The organism is Aquiflexum sp. (assembly GCF_041749095.1).
Lineage (GTDB): Bacteria > Bacteroidota > Bacteroidia > Cytophagales > Cyclobacteriaceae > Aquiflexum.
Map to the genome: position 1 here is coordinate 1 of NZ_JBGTCA010000173.1, position 19,128 is coordinate 19,128.

At 39.3% G+C, this 19,128-nt stretch carries 15 protein-coding genes; 10 read left to right on the forward strand and 5 right to left on the reverse strand.

Annotated elements, in window-relative coordinates; all coding sequences use genetic code 11:
* The coding region (locus tag ACEW8O_RS08580) for a DUF4197 domain-containing protein (RefSeq protein ID WP_373494210.1) at positions 1 to 474 on the forward strand (474 nt) is incomplete at its 5' end.
* Positions 475 to 476: 2 nt separating this feature from the next.
* Here ACEW8O_RS08580 and ACEW8O_RS08585 read toward each other — a convergent pair.
* Both ACEW8O_RS08585 and hemW read right to left on the reverse strand, forming a co-directional pair.
* Complete coding sequence (locus tag ACEW8O_RS08585; protein ID WP_373494211.1) at positions 477 to 791, reverse strand: DUF721 domain-containing protein; 315 nt, start codon at positions 789 to 791, stop codon at positions 477 to 479.
* Positions 792 to 812: 21 nt separating this feature from the next.
* Complete coding sequence (gene hemW / locus ACEW8O_RS08590; RefSeq protein ID WP_373494212.1) at positions 813 to 1,940, reverse strand: radical SAM family heme chaperone HemW; 1,128 nt, start codon at positions 1,938 to 1,940, stop codon at positions 813 to 815.
* A 47-nt stretch (positions 1,941 to 1,987) separates the two neighbouring features.
* Here hemW and ACEW8O_RS08595 point away from each other — a divergent pair, with 47 nt between their 5' ends.
* From ACEW8O_RS08595 to gldN, 8 genes are all read left to right on the forward strand, one after another.
* Positions 1,988 to 3,712, forward strand: a complete 1,725-nt coding sequence (locus ACEW8O_RS08595; protein ID WP_373494213.1) for a POTRA domain-containing protein — start codon at positions 1,988 to 1,990, stop codon at positions 3,710 to 3,712.
* Positions 3,713 to 3,714: 2 nt separating this feature from the next.
* The gene (locus tag ACEW8O_RS08600) at positions 3,715 to 4,836 is read left to right on the forward strand and encodes a DUF4271 domain-containing protein (RefSeq protein WP_373494214.1); all 1,122 of its coding nucleotides are present in this window, start codon (positions 3,715 to 3,717) and stop codon (positions 4,834 to 4,836) included.
* Between the two features lie 40 nt (positions 4,837 to 4,876).
* Positions 4,877 to 5,650: a uroporphyrinogen-III synthase gene (locus tag ACEW8O_RS08605; RefSeq protein WP_373494215.1), complete on the forward strand. Its 774-nt coding sequence runs from the start codon at positions 4,877 to 4,879 to the stop codon at positions 5,648 to 5,650.
* A gap of 74 nt (positions 5,651 to 5,724) precedes the next feature.
* Positions 5,725 to 6,693 carry a type IX secretion system membrane protein PorP/SprF gene (locus ACEW8O_RS08610; RefSeq protein WP_373494216.1) on the forward strand — a complete coding sequence of 323 codons (969 nt, stop codon included), beginning with the start codon at positions 5,725 to 5,727 and terminating at the stop codon, positions 6,691 to 6,693.
* A gap of 118 nt (positions 6,694 to 6,811) precedes the next feature.
* Positions 6,812 to 7,906, forward strand: a complete 1,095-nt coding sequence (gene gldK, locus ACEW8O_RS08615; RefSeq protein WP_373494217.1) for a gliding motility lipoprotein GldK — start codon at positions 6,812 to 6,814, stop codon at positions 7,904 to 7,906.
* A 49-nt stretch (positions 7,907 to 7,955) separates the two neighbouring features.
* Positions 7,956 to 8,756, forward strand: coding sequence for a gliding motility protein GldL (gene gldL / locus ACEW8O_RS08620; RefSeq protein ID WP_373494218.1), 801 nt, complete (start codon positions 7,956 to 7,958; stop codon positions 8,754 to 8,756).
* 39 nt (positions 8,757 to 8,795) lie between these two features.
* On the forward strand, positions 8,796 to 10,403 hold the full coding sequence (gene gldM / locus ACEW8O_RS08625; protein WP_373494219.1) for a gliding motility protein GldM: 1,608 nt from the start codon (positions 8,796 to 8,798) through the stop codon (positions 10,401 to 10,403).
* A 41-nt stretch (positions 10,404 to 10,444) separates the two neighbouring features.
* Positions 10,445 to 11,257, forward strand: a complete 813-nt coding sequence (gene gldN, locus ACEW8O_RS08630) for a gliding motility protein GldN (RefSeq protein ID WP_373494220.1) — start codon at positions 10,445 to 10,447, stop codon at positions 11,255 to 11,257.
* A gap of 18 nt (positions 11,258 to 11,275) precedes the next feature.
* Here the strand turns inward: gldN and uvrC are convergent, their stop codons facing one another.
* The 3 genes from uvrC to ACEW8O_RS08645 all read right to left on the reverse strand — a co-directional run bounded on the left by uvrC (position 11,276) and on the right by ACEW8O_RS08645 (position 18,156).
* The gene (gene uvrC / locus ACEW8O_RS08635; RefSeq protein ID WP_373494240.1) at positions 11,276 to 13,081 is read right to left on the reverse strand and encodes an excinuclease ABC subunit UvrC; all 1,806 of its coding nucleotides are present in this window, start codon (positions 13,079 to 13,081) and stop codon (positions 11,276 to 11,278) included.
* A 125-nt stretch (positions 13,082 to 13,206) separates the two neighbouring features.
* A complete protein-coding gene (locus ACEW8O_RS08640) occupies positions 13,207 to 15,483 on the reverse strand; it encodes a penicillin-binding protein 1A (protein ID WP_373494221.1) in 2,277 nt (758 codons plus the stop codon).
* A 30-nt stretch (positions 15,484 to 15,513) separates the two neighbouring features.
* A complete protein-coding gene (locus ACEW8O_RS08645) occupies positions 15,514 to 18,156 on the reverse strand; it encodes a gliding motility protein (RefSeq protein WP_373494222.1) in 2,643 nt (880 codons plus the stop codon).
* Positions 18,157 to 18,263: 107 nt separating this feature from the next.
* Between ACEW8O_RS08645 and ACEW8O_RS08650 the strand changes: the two genes are divergently transcribed.
* Complete coding sequence (locus ACEW8O_RS08650) at positions 18,264 to 19,127, forward strand: M23 family metallopeptidase (protein WP_373494223.1); 864 nt, start codon at positions 18,264 to 18,266, stop codon at positions 19,125 to 19,127.
* Position 19,128 lies beyond the last annotated feature (1 nt).

A 19,128-nucleotide genomic window follows, 5' to 3' on the forward strand; every position in this document is an offset into this window, starting at 1 on the left:
AGGGTGGAAAATACACTAAGACAAATCGGACTTGGAAGCGAAGTGGACAGGGCAATGCTTGCCATCAACAGAGGTGCCGAAAAGGCAGCTATTGAAGCAAAGCCGATTTTTATCAGTGCAATTAGGCAGATGACCATTCAGGATGCCTTCCAGATTCTCAAAGGAGAACCAAACGCAGCTACTGACTATTTGAGAAGGACAACCGAAAGCCAATTGGTAGCCTTGTTCCAGCCCAGAATTCAGGAATCCCTCAATGAAGTCGGAGCTACAAAATATTACGGTGATCTGGCAAATGCCTATAATACCATTCCGCTTACCACCAGGAAAATCGATCCTGACCTGAATGCTTATGTGACCAATAGGGCGATCGATGGTTTGTTCACCCTTATAGCTGAGGAGGAGAAGAATATTCGTGAAAATCCCCTGCAAAGAACTTCTGCATTGATGAGAAGGGTTTTTGCGGCGCAGGACTAGATTTAAAGTATAACTATATCTTCGATAATACCCTTACCGAATTTAGAAGCTATCAAATCCAAAACCTTGGTCCTGTTCATGTTCAGCTCGGACTTGACAGGACCGGAGGTTATTTTTACAAAAAGTTTTTTATCCTTGATATACAATCCTGAAGTCCTGGAAGCGACTGTTTTGCCCATCAGTTCGGGCCATGCATTCATCAGTATCTTCTCATCAAATTTATCTTTTAACCGATAAGCCTTCAAGAGTTCTTCAAAAGCCTCCTGAAGTGGGGCGGCATCTTTTTTTCTTCCTGAGTTGTATCTATTGTGTTCCATGCATTGTCAAAGTTAGGCCATTTAATCCAAAAATAAGGATGCGGCAATGCTATCTGCCAAAAGTTTACCTTGGGTGGTTAGTGTCAGATGGTTATTTTCCAAGATGAGCAGTTGTTCATTTTGTAACAGATCAATCTGTTTGTTTTTTAAATCAAGCAGGTCAAATCTAAGATCAGTTTTAAGTGCATTCAGGTCTAAGCCCCAGATTGTCCTCAAAGAGGTCAAAATCCTGTCATTTGCAATATTGATGGTTGTGGATTGCTCTTCTGTAAAGGCAAGCTCTCCTTTTTTAAGTTTATCAATGTATTTTGGATTATTTGCGATATTGAAGCCTCTTATTTTGCCATCAAATGAATGTGCGCTGGGCCCAATTCCCAGGTATGGAACTCCTGTCCAATAATTGGTATTGTGCACAGCAAACTGTCCGGGTTTTCCAAAATTGGAAATCTCGTATTGGACATATCCGGCTTTGTCCATAGACTCCATTAGCATCTCAAATTGCACGGCGGCGAAGTCTTCAGAAGAATGGGTGTAAATTCCCCTTTTCTCCCAGTTTCCCAAAGCTGTTTTTGGTTCTACAGTCAGGCAATAACTGCTGATATGACCAGGGTCTTGGCCCAAAGCTATTTGGAGATCATTTTCCCAGATTTTATGATCATTGGAAGGAAATCCATAAATCAGATCAATGGAAAGTTTTTGGAAACCTGCGGCTTTTGCCAGTTTGATGGCATTGAAGGAATCTTCCGAAGTATGTGCCCGATTGTAGAACCGAAGGATTTCTGCATCAAAGGTCTGAATACCGATACTTAATCTATCCAGTCCCAAAGCTTTCCAGTCTTCTAGTTTTTTTAGATGCAAATCATCGGGATTGGCTTCAAGCGTAAGTTCCTTCAAATCCAGTTGGTAATAAAGTTGGATTTGCTCAAGGATTTTACCGATCTGCGCAGCGTTAAGCAACGATGGCGTTCCTCCTCCAAAATATATGGTATTGACAGGTTTTCCATTGGGAAGATAATCCCTTCTCAGTTCCAATTCTTCGCATATCATTTCAACCATTTCATCCGTGCGATTGGTGCCGGTACTGAAATGGAAATCACAATATTGGCAAGCCTGCCTGCAAAAAGGAATATGGATGTAGATACCGGACAATTTGTTTACTTTTAGCCTTCAAAGATAGTTAAACCAATTGCTCCAAATTGAAAAGCACCCTACTATTCCTCCTACTTTTATTTTTCCTGGTTTGCTTTCAATCTTTTTCCCAAGACGGAAAATGGTTGAAGTTGGAAACCAAAGGGGGCATCAATATGGTGGAAGAGCAGGTATTCAGTGATTCCCTGTCCAAGGCAACATTTATCAGGACAAGGTTGCAGGAACTGTACCAATTGGGATACTTAGATCCAATTCAAAGTGTGTTGCTCCAATCCAAAGATTCCCTTTGGCTGAGTGTGGATACAGGCAAAAAGTTTGAGTGGGTAACGCTAAGGCAGGGAAATGTAGAATCTGTGGTACTGGTCAAAGCGGGTGCTGACCTGAAAAGGTTCAATCAAAGACCTTTTGATTACAGGCAAGTTTATAGATTGTTTGAAACCATTATCAAAGAATCCGAAAACAAAGGCTATCCTTTTGCATCCGTAAAATTGGACAGTCTCGAAAGGGAAGGAAATGGATTTTCAGGCGCATTGAACATGGATCTTGGCCCATTCATTGTTTTTGATACCTTGAAAGTCACCGGTGATTCAAAAACAAAACCAAAGTTTCTTACCAACTTTCTACAGATTAGACCCGGTGAGCCATTCTCACAAAAGAAAGTACAGGATGGAATTCAGCAGATCAGAAACTTACCTTATATCAGATGGTCAGATGAACCTGAACTGAGTTTTCAAAACGAGGAAGCCACGCTCTATTTGCCGATCAATGATAGAAATATCAATTCCATTGATGGTATTATTGGTTTTTTGCCAAATGAACTCGAAGGCGGGAGGTTGTTGGTTACGGGTCAATTTGATATTATGCTTTACAACTTGGGTGGAAGTGGCCGGAATTATGAACTTCATTGGCAAAGGTTCAATCAGTTTTCCCAGAATTTGAAAGTGGAGGCATTCGAACCAATGCTATTGGGATCAATGATTGATATGGGAGTTTCATTTTCATTGTTGAAAGAGGACACGACTTTTTTGAACAGGGATTTCCGGCTGAGTTTTGGTTACAGATTCAATTCGGACGGCTACCTGAAATTCTTTACGCGCAGACAGGCAGGTGATTTGCTGACATCAGCAGGACTTAGCGAAATCACGGCCTTGCCTGAGGCAGGGGATTTTAGGTTCAATAATTATGGTGTGAATTATGCCCATTTTTGGTTGGATGATGTATTTTTCCCGAGAAGGGGGGCTTTTGCAGAAATGGAATTTGCAATAGGGAACAAGAACCTGATTCAGAATACGGCCATCCCTCCTATTTTATATGAAGGAGTGGCCCTTAGAAGCTTGCAGTATTATGTGCAGGGAAGATTTGAAAAGCATTTCTACTTCAACCAACGGTGGGGATTGTTTTCAAGGTTATTGGGAGGACTGGTCCAAAACGAAAATCTTTTGCTCAATGACCTGTTCAGATTAGGGGGGCTTCAAAGTATCAGGGGCTTCAATGAGAATTTCTTTTTTGCCAACAATTATATATATCTCAATGTGGAGCCAAGATTTTATTTTGATACCTACTCTTATTTTATGATTTTTGCCGACATGGGAAGGTTAGAGAATAATGTACAGGGATTACCTATAGACAATACCATTTCGGCAGGAATGGGTTTCAGTCTCGAAACGGGCAACGGGATTTTCAATTTTATTTATGGCATGGGCAGGTCTAATGTGCAGGACTTTGCATTCAACCTTTCAAAAGTTCATTTTGGATACACCGGTAGATTCTGATTATGAAAGGAAATTTTTATAAGTTGGTTTTAGGTTTTTGTTTTCTCTTCTTAGCTGTAGATGGATTTTCACAAATACTGGAAAATTACGACAATAGGATTGAGGAACTGTATCCTCAAAGAAAGGCACGTTCATATTCGGCATTGAACATCAAGATTGAAATTCAATCATTTCCCAAAAGCAGTTTCAGATTAAGTTTTCCTAAAGAATCAACCTTGTTTTTGGATGGGAAGCTTTGGTTTTATGCGGCTAAGGATACCACATTGATTGTGCCCTTAGCAGAACTTGAAAATGTTTTGGAGGGTTCATCAGCGGAAGGAGAAGTGACTTTGAGTATTATAAAGAAAGATATCAACGTTGAGGAAGTGGTAGTTCAAAAAGGATTTTTTGATAAAACAATTGATACTGTTGGGGAAGAGATTTTGTATAGTTCAATACCTGAGAAAAGGGAAAAAACAGAATTCTATGATTTTTTCTTTTTTGCCCTTTTGGCAGTCCTGTTTTTATTGGCGATCTATAAAATGATTTATCCGCTTGTCCTCAGGCTGATCATCATGCCAACAGCGGTTTTTTCAGCAGAAGATTTTTCGGAATCCAACTCACTTCAGAAATTCTTTTCATTGGATGTGATCTTTTATCTTTTAATAGTCAATATGCTGGCATTTTTATTGGGAATGATGTTTATCAAAGTTTTGGACAGGGAGAATTTGATGGTGCTTGTGAATGGGGACCTCAATCAGTTGTTCCTGAATTGGCTGTTCGGATCGGGATTTTTGATATTGTTGGCAGTTCTGAAATTTGTGTTTCTTAGGATATTGGCATTTTTCTTTGAGCTTGGAAAAATCGTCAATGCACATTTTTTTTACCTGTTCAGGATTATATCAATTTCCACTTTTAGTGTAGCATTTATAGTGAGTTTCGTATTATTGAATGGCTTTTTTGAACTTGAAGTGACCATAAAATATCTGTTATATAGCTTTTTTTGGACATACTTATTAGGAGTAGCGATGCTATTTATAATCATGTCGAATAGACTTCCCTTTAAAAATTACCATTTATTTGTTTACATTTGCAGCGCCGAAATAGTCCCTTTTTTGATACTTACCAAAGTTATCATTGGGTGAAAGGATAGAGAACAGTAATCAAAAGGAGAAGAGTAAGACGATGACTAAATCTACAAAAGACAGATTCAATCCGGTAAGGAGTATATTAGTTTCCCAGCCAAAACCGGCAGATGAAAGATCCCCCTATTTCCAGTTGGCCCAGAAATATAATTTAAAAATAGATTTTAGACCCTTCATCCAGGTAGAACCTGTATCGATCAAAGATTTCCGAAGGCAAAAAATTGACATCTTAAAACATACAGCTGTCATTTTTACAAGCAGAAATGCGATAGATCATTTTTTTACCATCTGCAAGGAACTGAAAATTGAGATGCCTGCTGACATGAAGTATTTTTGTATTTCAGATCAGACGGCCCATTATCTGCAAAAATACATCGTTATAAGAAAAAGAAAACTATTTGTAGGACAGAAGACAGCCAGTGATTTGTTTGATTATTTCAAAAAACATAAATCCGAAAAATATCTTTTCCCATGCTCTGACATCAGAAAGGCAGAGATACCGGATTATATGACCAAAATGAACATTGCCTACACAGAAGCCATCATATATCATACTGTTGCAGCGGATTTGAATGATTTGAGAGATATCAAATATGATATTCTTGCATTTTTCAGCCCTTCAGGTATAAAGTCTCTCAAACACAACTTTCCGGATTTTCAGCAGAACAACACGAGAATAGCAGCTTTTGGTCCAACTACAGCTCAGGAAGTGAGAGATCAGGGGCTTATTTTGGATATTGAAGCACCAATGCCAAATGCTCCAAGTATGACAGGTGCTTTGGAGCTTTATATAAAAAAGGCAAATAATTTGTGATTCTTACAATCTTTTATGGTGAAAATCAGTTTAATTGTGTAGAATAGGGTTTTAAAAGATTATTTTATTTATGCATGGTTAAGCTTCAGTTCAATTTCATAAAGTATCTCTTGATATTTGTATCAAGTTGTTTTTTGTTTTTGGAGGCAGAGGGGCAGCAAGATGCCCAATTTACACAGTACATGTATAATAGTACTTATTTTAATCCAGCCTTTGCAGGCAAAGAAGGCGGCTATAGGTTTTCTGCTCTTCACCGGTCCCAATGGTTGAATTATACGGGCAATGGTAATCCCCCGATAACCCAATTAGTATCCGCTCAAGCAGCTATTGAAAAATTGAAATTGGGAGTTGGCCTTAATTTTGTTAATGACAACATAGGACCTACTACCAATCAGGAAGTGAATCTTTCTTTGGCATATCACAAAAGGTTGAGGATGGGTACCCTCAGCTTCGGTGCCATGGGGGGGATATATTCGAGTAACTTAAATTATGGAGACATAAATACTGTCAATCCTGACCCACGTCTTCCCCAGACAGGTTCCGAGACTCAGATGAACATCAATTATGGTGCGGGAGTTATTTATGATAGGGGTAAGTATTATATGGCATTGAGCAGTCGGCATATCAATGAACCTGGATTTGATTTTGGAGAAGGTGCTTTGGAAAATCAATTAAAGAATCATTCTTACCTGATGGTAGGTTATAGGATTAGAACATTTGCGCTTTGGGATTTTGAGCCAAGTATTTTATTGAAAACAGTATCGTTCAATAATTTTTCCTATGATGTCAGCGTTATAGCGACATATAATCAAAAGATAAGTGCCGGTCTTGCGTTTAGGGGAGAAGAATCGGTTTCCTTGATCACAGGTTATAGTCTACTTAGGGACAATTCACTGAGAATAGGATATGCATTTGACTTGGTGATCAGTGGTATAGAAGCCAAATCTCCAACCAGTCATGAGTTCATGTTGTCTTATGTCTTGCCGGACGTGACAAAGGAGTTCCAAAGGACAATTCAAAGAACTCCAAGATTCAGGTTCTAAAAAAAAATATAGAAATTGGTAAATTAAATTTGTGTATTTCTAAGAATTTACTTTACTTTTCGCTCTTGTTCTTATTAAAAAATGGACAAGTTATTTAACAACTCATTATATGTAATTTATGTCTAGAAAAATGAATTCACGCATTTTCACCTTGATTTTAGCCCTTTTGGTAGTAGCAGTTCTACCGAGTTGTGGACTTTTAGGCAAGAAGGGTTCAGCCAGTGAAAAAGACAACAGACGGGGTGAAGTAACTGGTGTTCCGAAGAGAGTCATTTGGCAGCAAGTTTTGCCCAAGGACATGGTGCCCGTAAAGGCAGGGACTTTTTGGATGGGTCAGGCTGATGAGGATATTGCATTCTCCCAGTCTTCTTTAAACAAACAGATTACCATCTCGGAATTTTACATGGATAAGTACGAGGTATCCAACAACAAGTACAGGCAGTTTGTAGAAGCAGTCAGGTTAGGTGAATATACCTACAGTACTCCTACTACATTGAAAGATCCTCCCCAGTTCAATCTGGATGAGGTACTTCCTGATTCTACGGTTTGGAACACCAGCTTTACTTTCCATTATGGAGATCCCTTGATGGAGTTCTATTTTGACCATCCGGCTTTTGACAACTATCCCGTAGTTGGTGTTAGCTGGGAGCAGGCACACATGTACTGTCAGTGGAGAACTTATCATTTAAATGCCAATGACAAATCTGATTTCGATTATCCGGAATTCAGGTTACCTACAGAGGCAGAATGGGAGTACGCTGCAAAAGGCGGTAAGGAAGTTGCCAAGTATCCTTGGGGCGGTCCTTATCTGAAAAACAAAAGAGGTTGTCTCATGGCCAACTTCAAACCAGGTAGAGGAAATTATATTGATGATGGATTCGCATATACTGCGCCGGTTGATGTATTTGCTCCAAATGGATTTGGATTGTACAACATGTCAGGCAATGTAGCCGAATGGGTATTGGACGCTTACAGTCCAGTTGGAGGGGCATTGACTTGGGATTTGGATCCTAAGTATGATAACCCGAATGAGAAAAGAAAAGTAGTAAGAGGCGGATCTTGGAAAGACATCGCTCACTACTTGGAAACTAGTACAAGAACTTATGAATTCCAGGATGTAAAAACTGCACATATTGGATTCAGAACTACAATGACCTACCTGGGAAGATCCGGCTCTATGAATGTGAACAACAATAGAAGAAGGAAAAGGTAAAATAAACAACTCTAACTTAATCACTCTAAACTCTTTACTTTTATTTATTATGGCAAAGAAAAACAATTCCTTTAAACACAAATTCTACGGTGATATCATGCCCATGATATACGGTATAGGTGCATCCATCGTAATCCTTGGTGCAATGTTTAAAATCCTAGACTGGCAGGGCGCCAGTTTAATGATCGGTGTCGGTCTTACTACTGAGGCACTGATTTTTTTCCTATCTGCTTTCGAACCCAAACACGAGGAAATAGATTGGTCAAAGGTATATCCTGAATTGGCAGGCGAAGAACTTGAAGCTGCTAAATTATCCAAAAATGAGCCAAAAGAAAACATCACCCAGAAGTTTGATGACATGCTTTCCAACGCCAAAATCGGTCCTGATTTGTTGGATAGCCTAGGCAAAGGAATGCAGAATCTTGCAACCTCAGCAGAAAAAATGGGGAACCTTGCCGATGCAGCTGTAGTGACAAATGAATATGCTACTAATGTAAAAACAGCCTCCAAGACATTGGTGGATATCAATCAGTCTTATGGTAAAACTGCCATGGCGCTTTCTGAGCTTTCAAATGCTTCTACTGATGCAAAAGAATATCACAGTCAAGTGATCACGGTTACAAAAAATCTCTCAGCACTCAACAATGTCTATGAAATGGAATTGTTGGATACCCAGACCCATTTGAAAACATTGAATAAGTTCTATGCCAATGTTTCCACTGCAATGGAAGGTCTTACTGAGGCCGGAAAAGAAACTGAGCATTTCAAAAATGAATTGGCCAAACTCAACCAAAACGTGAGCTCACTCAATAAAATTTATGGTGGAATGCTAACAGCCATGAAAGGTTAAGCCTAGTTAAAACAATGTTTAATCTGTTTGTGAAATAATATGGCTGGAGTAAAAGAAACACCAAGGCAACGGATGATAGGAATGATGTACCTTGTACTGACAGCTTTGCTGGCTTTACAGGTAAGTAATCAGATCCTTCAGAAGTTTGTGCTATTGAATGACGGTTTGGAGAGGACCTCAAAAAACTACGTCAGTAAGAATATGTTTATGGTATCTACTATCGAGAATACTGTTGAACAGCAAGGAAACAATCCAAAAGATGTTCCTAAGGTATCTGCTTCGCAAGAAGTCAGGAGTAAAACTGCTGAAATTTTCACTTACCTGGAAAGCTTAAAGCAGGAATTGATTGAAACTTCCAATGCAAGAGACGAAAAAGGTCAATTCAGAAATTCTTCTTTGAAAAACACCGATGTTCCTGGAAACATTTTCAATAACAATAGAAAGGGATTTGAAATGCAGGAAAGGCTAAATACCTATCCTGTTGAAATTTCGAAAATACTGAATGACCTCGGAATTGAAATGTCCTTTGATGATATCGCCAAGGATGCCAAGGATATCGAGATTTTCCAAAATGATACTGAAGCAAGAAACAAAAATTTTGTGAATCTTAATTTTGTAAAGTCTCCGGTAGGTGCAGTTATGGCTCTGATTTCACAATACCAAAATGAAGTATTGAATATCGAGAGCGAAGCTTTGTCAGCAATTACTTCTTCAATCGGTTCCTTTTACTTCAAAGCAGATATTGTTGAAGCAAGGATAGCCGCCCTGTCCAATGTAGTGGCAGCAGGCACCAAATTCCAAGGAGATATGTTTATTGCCTCATCGTCTTCTTCGGACGCTCCGGATATGACTATTGATGGAAGAACTGTACCTGTAGAAAACGGGTTTGGTAAAATAGAATTTACAGCACAACCTGCTGGTCAATATGATGATAGAGGTTTGGCCAAAAGAATCCTAAAAGGTGAAATCACCACCAGCGTGGGTGGGGAAACTAAAGTACTTCCGGTTGAGTATGAATATTATGTGGCACAGCCTATAATCAAGGTTACCTCTGAAGTCGTCAACCAATTATACGCTGATTGTGCCAATGACCTTTTGATAGATGTGCCTGCTTTGGGCAATTCATATGCTCCAAGTTTCACAGTGTCCAACGGTACCTCTATTCAGGGTAGTAGGCCCGGTCAATTGACTGTGATTCCGGGAAGTTCTGGTAAAGTAAATATTGGCGTAAGCAGTGGAGGCAATAAAATCGGAGATGTTTCGTATGATATTAAGCCTGTTCCTGCACCGACCATCAGGCTCTTTGATGGTCGGGGTCCGATTGACCTCAGTGTGGCTTACCCAGCTCCTGGGCCCTCAACCCTAATTGTAGAGGCAATTCCTGAGCCTACTTTCGGAAGGACTATGGCGAGAGATGCCAATTTTGAGGTTACCGGTGGTGAAGTGATTCTTTTGAGAAATGATGTGCCGCGTGAAAGGGTCAATATTTCAGGTAAAAATGTAGCCATCAGAAATCTTTTGGCTTCCGCTAGAAGCGGTGATGATCTGATAATAAGGGTAACGGAAGTGACAAGAACCAATTTCCGTCAGAATAAGATAAAGAATAACTTGGCCAATCCTGAAATATACAGAATGGCAATTAAATAATTGGTCAATGCCTTTGGGTATTGTCTCTAAATAAAATGAATATGAAACTTCATAAAAAATTCATTGGTCTATTATCACTTTGCGTGATAATGCTTGGCCTTGACGCCAAAGGGCAGGGTGCCACCAGTGTCAATCCATCTAGTGTTGGAGATAGACAGTTTAAAAAAGACACCATTTTTTCAGCCCATCCTATCAGGGAGGATGATAAAATGTATCAATTGGCTGTCTGGAGAAGGATTGACCTTCGAGAAAAGTATAATCAGCCGCTTTATGGATCCGGTGATACCAAAAATGATGGTATTGTAAACCATATCTACAAAGCTATAGTTGAAGATAATGCTTTGGAAGTATTTGCAGACGATAAGTTTACAAGACCTTTGTCCATCGCTGAGTTTCAGGAAAATTTCTGGATCGCTGCAAATGGAGACAGTATCTTTGTAAAGCAATTGTATTTCCTGGATTTCATGGAAGATTTTGTGTTTGACAAGCACCATTCTCAAATCAAATTTGATGTGAAATACATTGAGTTGGTGATGCCTTCACAGACCAACGCCAATGCCGGGCAAAAGACAATTGGATATATAAGATTTAAGGATTTTTATAACCACTTTATGGACCATCCTGAGGCAAAATGGTTGATTTTCCAGAACACAGCGAAAGTATTGACTTATGACCAGGTATTTGATCAAAGATTATTTAGATCAATAGTCAGAAGATATACCAATCCTGATAATGCTTACATAGCAGATTTGGTTAAGTCTGATCATCCCAATCCTGAATTGCAGGCATATTTGAATTCACTTGAATTTGAATATAAGCTTCTCGATTTCGAAAACGGACTTTGGGAATGGTAAAAAATTAAAAGAGCGGTTTTAACCGCTCTTTTTTTCTTTCAAAGCTTCATAAACTTTTTCAGCTTTATCTTTTCCAACTATATTCGATATTTCCTCCATTGTGGCTTCGCGGAGTTTCTTGAGAGATTTGAATTTGCTCAGCAGTTTTTCTGCTGTATTCCCACCTATTCCTTCGATATCAGTCAATTTGGACCCAATGGCATTTTTGCTTCTGATCTGTCTATGAAATGTGATCGCAAATCTATGGGCCTCATCCCTTATCCTCTGGATCAACCTCAGGGATTCTGATTTTTTGTCTATATGGATCGGAAACTGGTCTTCGGGAAAATATATTTCCTCCAATCGCTTGGCTATACCGATAATAGGAATCTGGCCATAGATGCCCAGATTCTTAAGTGCCTCTACTGCCGATGAAAGCTGCCCTTTTCCCCCATCGATCACGATAAGCTTTGGGAGTGGCTTTTCTTCTTCCATCAACCTCCTATACCTTCTTCCTACGACTTCTGTCATACTGGCAAAGTCATTTGCACCGATTACTGACTTGATGTGGTAATGTCGATATTCTTTGACAGCGGGCTTACCGTTCAGAAAGCAGACCATGCTGGCAACAGGATTGGTGCCCTGAATATTGGAGTTGTCAAAACATTCGATATGGTCGGGCATTTCTTTTAGGGAAAGGTCAGATTGAAGCTGTTTCAATACTCTGAATTTTTTGTCACTTACATCACCTGAGGCCAGTAATTTTTCTTTTTTATAATATTTGGCATTCTTCAGCGATAGTTCGATCAGTTTCTTTTTGTCGCCGATTTTAGGTACTGAAAAATTGAAGCCTTCAAATTCTTCATCCAATGGAATATTGGCTATGATTTCCTGTGCGTCACTGTTGAACTGATCTCTAAGTCTAACAATTGCCGTTAACAATAATTCTGCTTCTGTTTCATCCAATTTTTTCCGCAGCTCTACAGTCTTGGTGATGATCACTGCTCCATTTATAATTTTCAGGTAATTGACATAAGCTGTTTTTTCATCCGTTTCAATCCCAAATACATCCACGTTACTGATGGAAGGATTGGCAATGAGGGATTTGGCATGGTATTTTTCCAGAAGTTCCAGTTTGTTTTTGAAATACTGGGCACGTTCGAATGCAAGATTTTCAGAAGCTTCCTGCATGTTTTTTTTGAAATAGGCCTTGGCTATACCCAGGTTTCCTTTCAGGATGTTTTTGGCCTGCTCAATATCTTTGAGATAATCCGGTTCTGATTGGAGGCCTTCACATGGACCAAGACAGTTGCCGAGATGGTATTCCAGGCAGACTTTATACTTCTGTTCTCTGATCTTTATGGGACTTAGGTCCAGCCTGCAAGTACGTACCGTAAATATGCTTCGGATAAGCTCCAATACATTTTTCATAGCCTTTACACTGGCAAATGGTCCATAAAAAGTCCCTCTTCCGGGAATCAGTTTTCTGGTCGGATAGATTCTGGGAAACGGCTCATTTGTCAACATTAAATAAGGGTAAGTCTTGTCATCCTTCAACAGTATATTGTACTTAGGCTGGGTTTTTTTGATCAGGTTATTTTCTAGCAGGAGTGCATCAAATTCATTGTCAACAATGGTAATTTCAATTTTTCGGATTTCCCTGACCATCCTTTTGGTCTTGTAGTTGACCCCGGTATTTTTCAAAAAATAACTGCTGACTCTTTTTTTGAGGCTCTTGGCCTTTCCTACGTAGATCAGTTCATTTTCTGTATTGTAATATTTATAAACTCCAGGTAAATCAGGGAGATTGTGGTGCTCTTCAATAGAATAAGACGAGGCTTGCATCATATACAAATATAAAAAAGAGTTTATTTCCTGTTAAAATACCAATGCCTGTATCGTTACAGGCATTGGTATTAATTTAAGCTTAGATGCAGTTGAAACATTTGACAATGAGATCGGAACCTTAATTAAAAATCGTTCCTTTTGGCGTCATAATCAAAATCAGAAAATCTACTGTTTTCAAGATGATATTTTCCACAATTGATTTCAATGCTGAGTGGCCTTTCAGGTCTAGGGAATGGACCTTTGGTGATTCCCAAAGATTTGTCAGCATAAACCTTAGACATATATTTTACCCAGAGAGGTCTTGCTGTCTGTCCGCCCTGTCCACTTACCCAACTCCTGAAGTGAATGGCACGGTCATCGCCACCTACCCAAGCGCCGGAAACCAAATCTTTGCTCAATCCTATGTACCAACCATCAGAAGCATTTTGGGTTGTACCTGTTTTTCCGCCAAGTTCGTTCCCTTCATCCCTTAATGACCATGGGACACCTTGACTGGTTCCCCTTGATTCCTCAAAGCCACCCCTCAGCATGTGCAGCATCAGGTAAGCATGTTCCTCACTCATCGCAGGTTTTTTCTTTGGGGTAAATTGCTGTAATAAATTACCGTTTTTATCCTCTATCCGGTCAATATAGAATGGAACAATATGCTCGCCCTGATTAACAAAAGTCCCCATTGCTCCCACCATTTCCATTACAGAGACATCACTTGTACCCAATGCCAAGGCAGGAACCTCTTCCAAATCACTTGTGATACCCAATCGGTGGGCGGTTTCCACTATAATCCTAGGCCCTAGTTTTTTCATCATGTATGCTGAGACAGAGTTTACAGATTGGGCCATTGCCAATCGGATGGACATATTCTGATAGGAAAATTTACCATCGGCATTTTTTGGAGTCCATGTAGGCTGACCGGGGATATTGATTTCGATGGGCTGGTCAACAACAGTGTAGCATGGACTATATCCGTTCTCAATAGCCGCAGCATATACAAATGCCTTGAAGGTAGAACCAGGTTGCCTTTTTCCCTGACGCACGTGGTCAAACTTGAAATGTTTGTAATTGATGCCCCCGACCCAGGCCTTGATATGTCCTGTTTTAGGATCCATGGAAACAAATCCGGTTTGAAGGAATTTTTTGTAATGCCTCATGGAATCCATGGTGCTCAAAAGAGTATCAATTTCACCCAAATCCCATGAGAAAACTTTCATTCTTTTTTTCTCATTGAGTTTGATATTGATGGAGTCTGAGTTGGCACCGTATCTTTTTACCAAATTACGGTATGCTTCTGTACGCTTTACCTGAGTTTCAATGAAATCGGGAATGACTTTACCGGTATTGTCTATCCATGGTTCTCTATTGCCCATTTCTTTTTCAAACTTTTTTTGCAGCTCCTGCATATGTTCATTCACCGCTTCTTCCGCATAGCGTTGCATCCTACTGTCGATGGTAGTATAAATCTTGAGTCCGTCTCCGAAAAGATCGTAAAGTGTCCCATCGGGCTTGAGGTTTTCTTTTGTCCATTTGATCAGATCGGATTTGATCACTTCACGGAAATAGGTGGCCATACCCTGATTTTGGTTTTCCACTTTATAATCAAGTTCAATGGGCAATTTTGTCAATGAATCATATTCCACCTCACTCAGCATCCCGTATTTTTCCATTTGATTCAGCACAGTATTTCTTCTTCTCAGGGAGTTGTCAGGATTAAAAACAGGACTGTAATAAGATGGTGCTTTGAATAATCCTACAAGAACTGCGGATTCCTGAACATTAAGTTCTGAAGGTTCTTTGTTGAAGAAAGTCTTGGAGGCAGTCTTGATGCCATAGGCGTTGCTGCCAAATTCGGAGGTATTGAGGTAAAGTGTAAGAATTTCATCTTTGGTATATGATTTTTCCAACTTGGCTGCAACTATCCATTCCTTGGTTTTGATGATCAACATTTTGAATCCTGGTACCCTGCTAAGAATTCCCTGTGATTCCAGATTACGGGTTTTGAAAAGGTTTTTGGCTGTTTGCTGACTTAAAGTACTGCCTCCTCCGGCAGATTGTCTGAGAATCAGGGATTTGAACAAAACCCTGCCCATACTATGTAAATCAATTCCGGAATGTTTTTCAAAACGAACATCTTCTGTTGCTATAAGGGCATTGACTAAATTGGGTGAAAGTTCATGATAAGAAACAGGACTCCTGTTTTCTCTGAAGTAATTGCCCATTAGCATGCCGTCAGAGGAATATAATTCTGATGCAACTTCACTTTGAGGATTTTCCAATTCTTTGAAATCCGGCAACTCACCAAAGAGGCCTAAAAAATTGCCACTCACTGCCCAGACAAATAAAATAAACCCTACCAGTCCTGCTGCAAAGGTTATCCAAATTACTCTAATTACTCTTGGGATCATTTAAATTCTGAAATTAATGATGGGGGAATGTTATTGGTATGTCTTTTTATAGAATGATCTGTATTCATCCAGATTTTTTCTTTTGTTCAGTTCCTGGAAATTTTCAATTGAAATCAGGAAAGTATTGGCCTTGTCTTCATCTTTAATCGCAGAGGTTTGGAAATTGTTCAGGAATTTGTCCCTGTAGTCCATTCCTTTCTCTGCGTTATTGAAAGGACTTACTATGAAAATCACATTTTCACGGCTAAGGTTCATATTGCCAGTCCGGAGTCTTGAACTGGTAAAATTCTGGGAATGGAACACTTCAAGGTCTGCCAATAGGTTTTTGGATTCTTTGGATTGGTCTGCTGGAAGGACGATCACAAATATATGGGTTTGATTAGGATTTTCATTGTACGGACTTTCTTCCGCCTCATTATCATCTTCATCTTCTATATCTAACTGGTCCTCATCAGTAATATTTTCATCCAGGTCTTCCTCAGGCTCATCTGCCTTTAAACGATCATTCTCACCTGTCAATGCAGCAAGCATAATTCTTGCCATATTTGTCAATTCATCGTTTTCTGTGGTTTGGATATAATTTTCAAGGCGCTGCCTATAGCGATCAGTTTCATCGATTTTGCCTGAAACCATAATATCCAAAAGCAATAACCGATCGGTGTTTCTGGTCAATGGATAGGCCTCAAGAGTATTACGTATCAGTTGCCTTGAAGTCTGATATTGCCTGTTATAATACATTTCATAGGCTTGCTTATAGTTTTTGGAAGATTCCATGTAAGCCAGGTTTCCTACACTACCTTCTGGGTTATTTACCGAAAGGGTATAAGGGGAGTCAGGAAATTCCCTGTTCAATCGCTGTGCATAAGCCTTGAAATCGCTACCGATTTCCTTTTTGGCCAAATATAATATGTAATAGGCCTCCGGCTTTTTGATGGTGTTAGGATAATTGGTAATCAAGTTTTCGAGGTATTCTATGCTTATCTCCGGTACCTTCAGATCAAAAAACAAAATCTTGCCCAATTCAAAATAAGATTTTTCCAAATCCAATTTCATGGTTTGAATTTGTTCAGGATCACTGGGAATTTGAGCCAATAAGGTTTCTACATCGGGAATCTGGGAGAAAGCGGAATTTTCCTCTGTGTCTGCTTCTGCATCTAAATTTGTCAGGTCATCAAAATCAGTGGTGGTTGTGCTTGTTGCAGTGGATTGTAAACTCTGTACATTTCTCCTCCAATTATCCTGCAAAGGTCTATTGCCCCAATTTCTATTGAAATCTATGGAACCTTGCTGCAAGGCTACGGCATTGTCAAAGTAAAAGGATTCACCCCCACCTCTTCCACCGAAAGCAAGGAGATTATCAAAAATACCCGCAGACTTGGGTTGGTCTTTTAATTCTGCTTCCCGTATCAGTCTTTCCTCTTCGCTTTTAATAAAGGCCTCGGCAATCAATTCCTGTTCCTCCCTGCTTAATCCGCTGAGTTGGATAAGGCTGTCATATTTTTCTACTATGTTATAATTGGCAACATACCGGTCAAGGATTTCTTTTCTTGCCTCTATAAAATCATAAGAAGAATCAGTCGGCCTGAAATGGGTGAGTGCACTGTCTAGATAATACTTTGCTGCCCTGAAGTCATTCTTGATAGTAAAGCTTAATTCTGCGAGTTTTTCATAGATGTATCCTTTCTGAATAGGGTTACTGCCCTCTTCCTTAGCAGCTCTTATCAGGAGGTTTTCGGCTTCTTCCAATTCTTCCTGCTTTAATTCAAAAAGTGCTTTTTCATAAAGGATGACATCTTTCAGATCCCTGTTTTTACTGTCCTTATAAAGGTCATCAAAGTAACTCCTTACCCTTTTGACATCTTTACTTTTATTGAGTTCAGCCACCTGTTGTGCATATAAAAGTGCAAAGAAACTTCTCTCATAGGGAGGATTTCCTTTCACGGCTTCCTGATAATAGGAGTAGGCCAATGCGTCAAGACCCTCTCTTTGATATAATTGGGCCATGATAAAGTTAATCCTTGATTTTTCCTTTTTGTCTTTGGTAAATCCCAGGGCTTTATCAAGTGAACCGACTTTTCCGTTGACGTCCCCTCTCTTGTCATAAAAATAGGCCAATGTTTTGTATAGGTGGAATTTATTTTCTTTGCTTATGCCTGTTTCCTTGGTCAGGAAATCTATGACAAACGTTGCATCTTCAAAATTTTTCTGATCGGTATAAAGTCTCATCAATTGGATAAGACTCTGGTGCCGGATTTTCTTTTTTTTGCTATTGACATTGAGGTATCTGAATGTATTGGCAGCATCGTCAAACTCTGCATTGTAGTAATCGGCCATGCCTATCAAAAAATAGCTCGGATCTTTCCATTTGGAAATTCTATGCCAATCCACAGCGCGGGAAGCAAACTCCCGTACTTCTGTCAACAACTCCTCGTTTTGGTCAATAAAAGCACTGTCTATGGTGTAAAAAACAGGCAATACCTGACTGAAGTCTTCCCGGTGGTTTTTTTGGATGCCTGTTTCAAGTTCTTCAATTTTGGCATTGGCATAAAAATAAGCATTATACTTTGCCGTTATATTGTGGTACATCCTATTGGTAAAGGTATTGCGCTCTGAGGAACAGGACAATACCAGAAGGGTAATGAGAAAAAGAAAGAGATATTTGAATCGGTTCATGTTAATGCCTTTGCCATAATTGTCCCAAATTACTGTAAATGATGTAATTTAGTAAACGCTTTGAATTATTATTATATTTTTGAATCCCCAAATCAAATTGTAAAAGATTGAGTCTTAAGAAAAAAATAGCAAACCGGCTGACTGCAAAGTACCTGCTGGTTATCAGAAAAGAAAAAGATTTTTCCGTTTTAGGTTCATTCAATATCTCATTCGGCAGGATCATCATATTGTTCTCCTTTATGGTTTTGATGGTGTTTGGTTTCTCACTTTTAATTTCCAAGACCATCCTTAGACAGTGGTTTGATCCGGTTTATATGGAATCCGAAAACGCAGCTAAAATAATTGCCTTATCAGATTTAGTGGATTCCCTTTCCAATACTGTCCGACAAAAAGACAATTATTTGTCAAATATTCAAAGGGTGATAGATGGGGAGAGTGATTTTGATCCTTTTTTGTTGGAGGACACTTCAGCACTCAGTGAAGCAAGGAAGCTGGAATCCTTCGAACCAAGTGATGCCACCAAAAGTATCCTTGAAGAATTCAAAGGTGTGCCCTTGGATTTTACAGGTCAGATGGAGGTCTCAAAAAACACTTTTATAGAGACATTTTTCTTTTCTCCTATCAAAGGTGTGCTCACATCTGTATTTGCGCCACAACATGACCACTTTGGAGTAGATATAGTTGCCAAAGAGAATGAGCCTGTTAAAGCGATTGCTGATGGTACGGTAATTTTTTCTTCCTGGACTTTGGAAACCGGATATGTGATCAACATCCAACATTCCAACGAATTGATTTCAATTTATAAACATAATTCGGTATTATTGAAGAAGATTGGAGATGTGGTCAGAGGAGGGGAAATTATTTCTATCATTGGAAATACAGGAGAACTTACCTCGGGACAACATCTTCATTTTGAAATTTGGTACAAAGGTACCCCTCTTAATCCCCAAGAATTCATAACATTTGATTAGC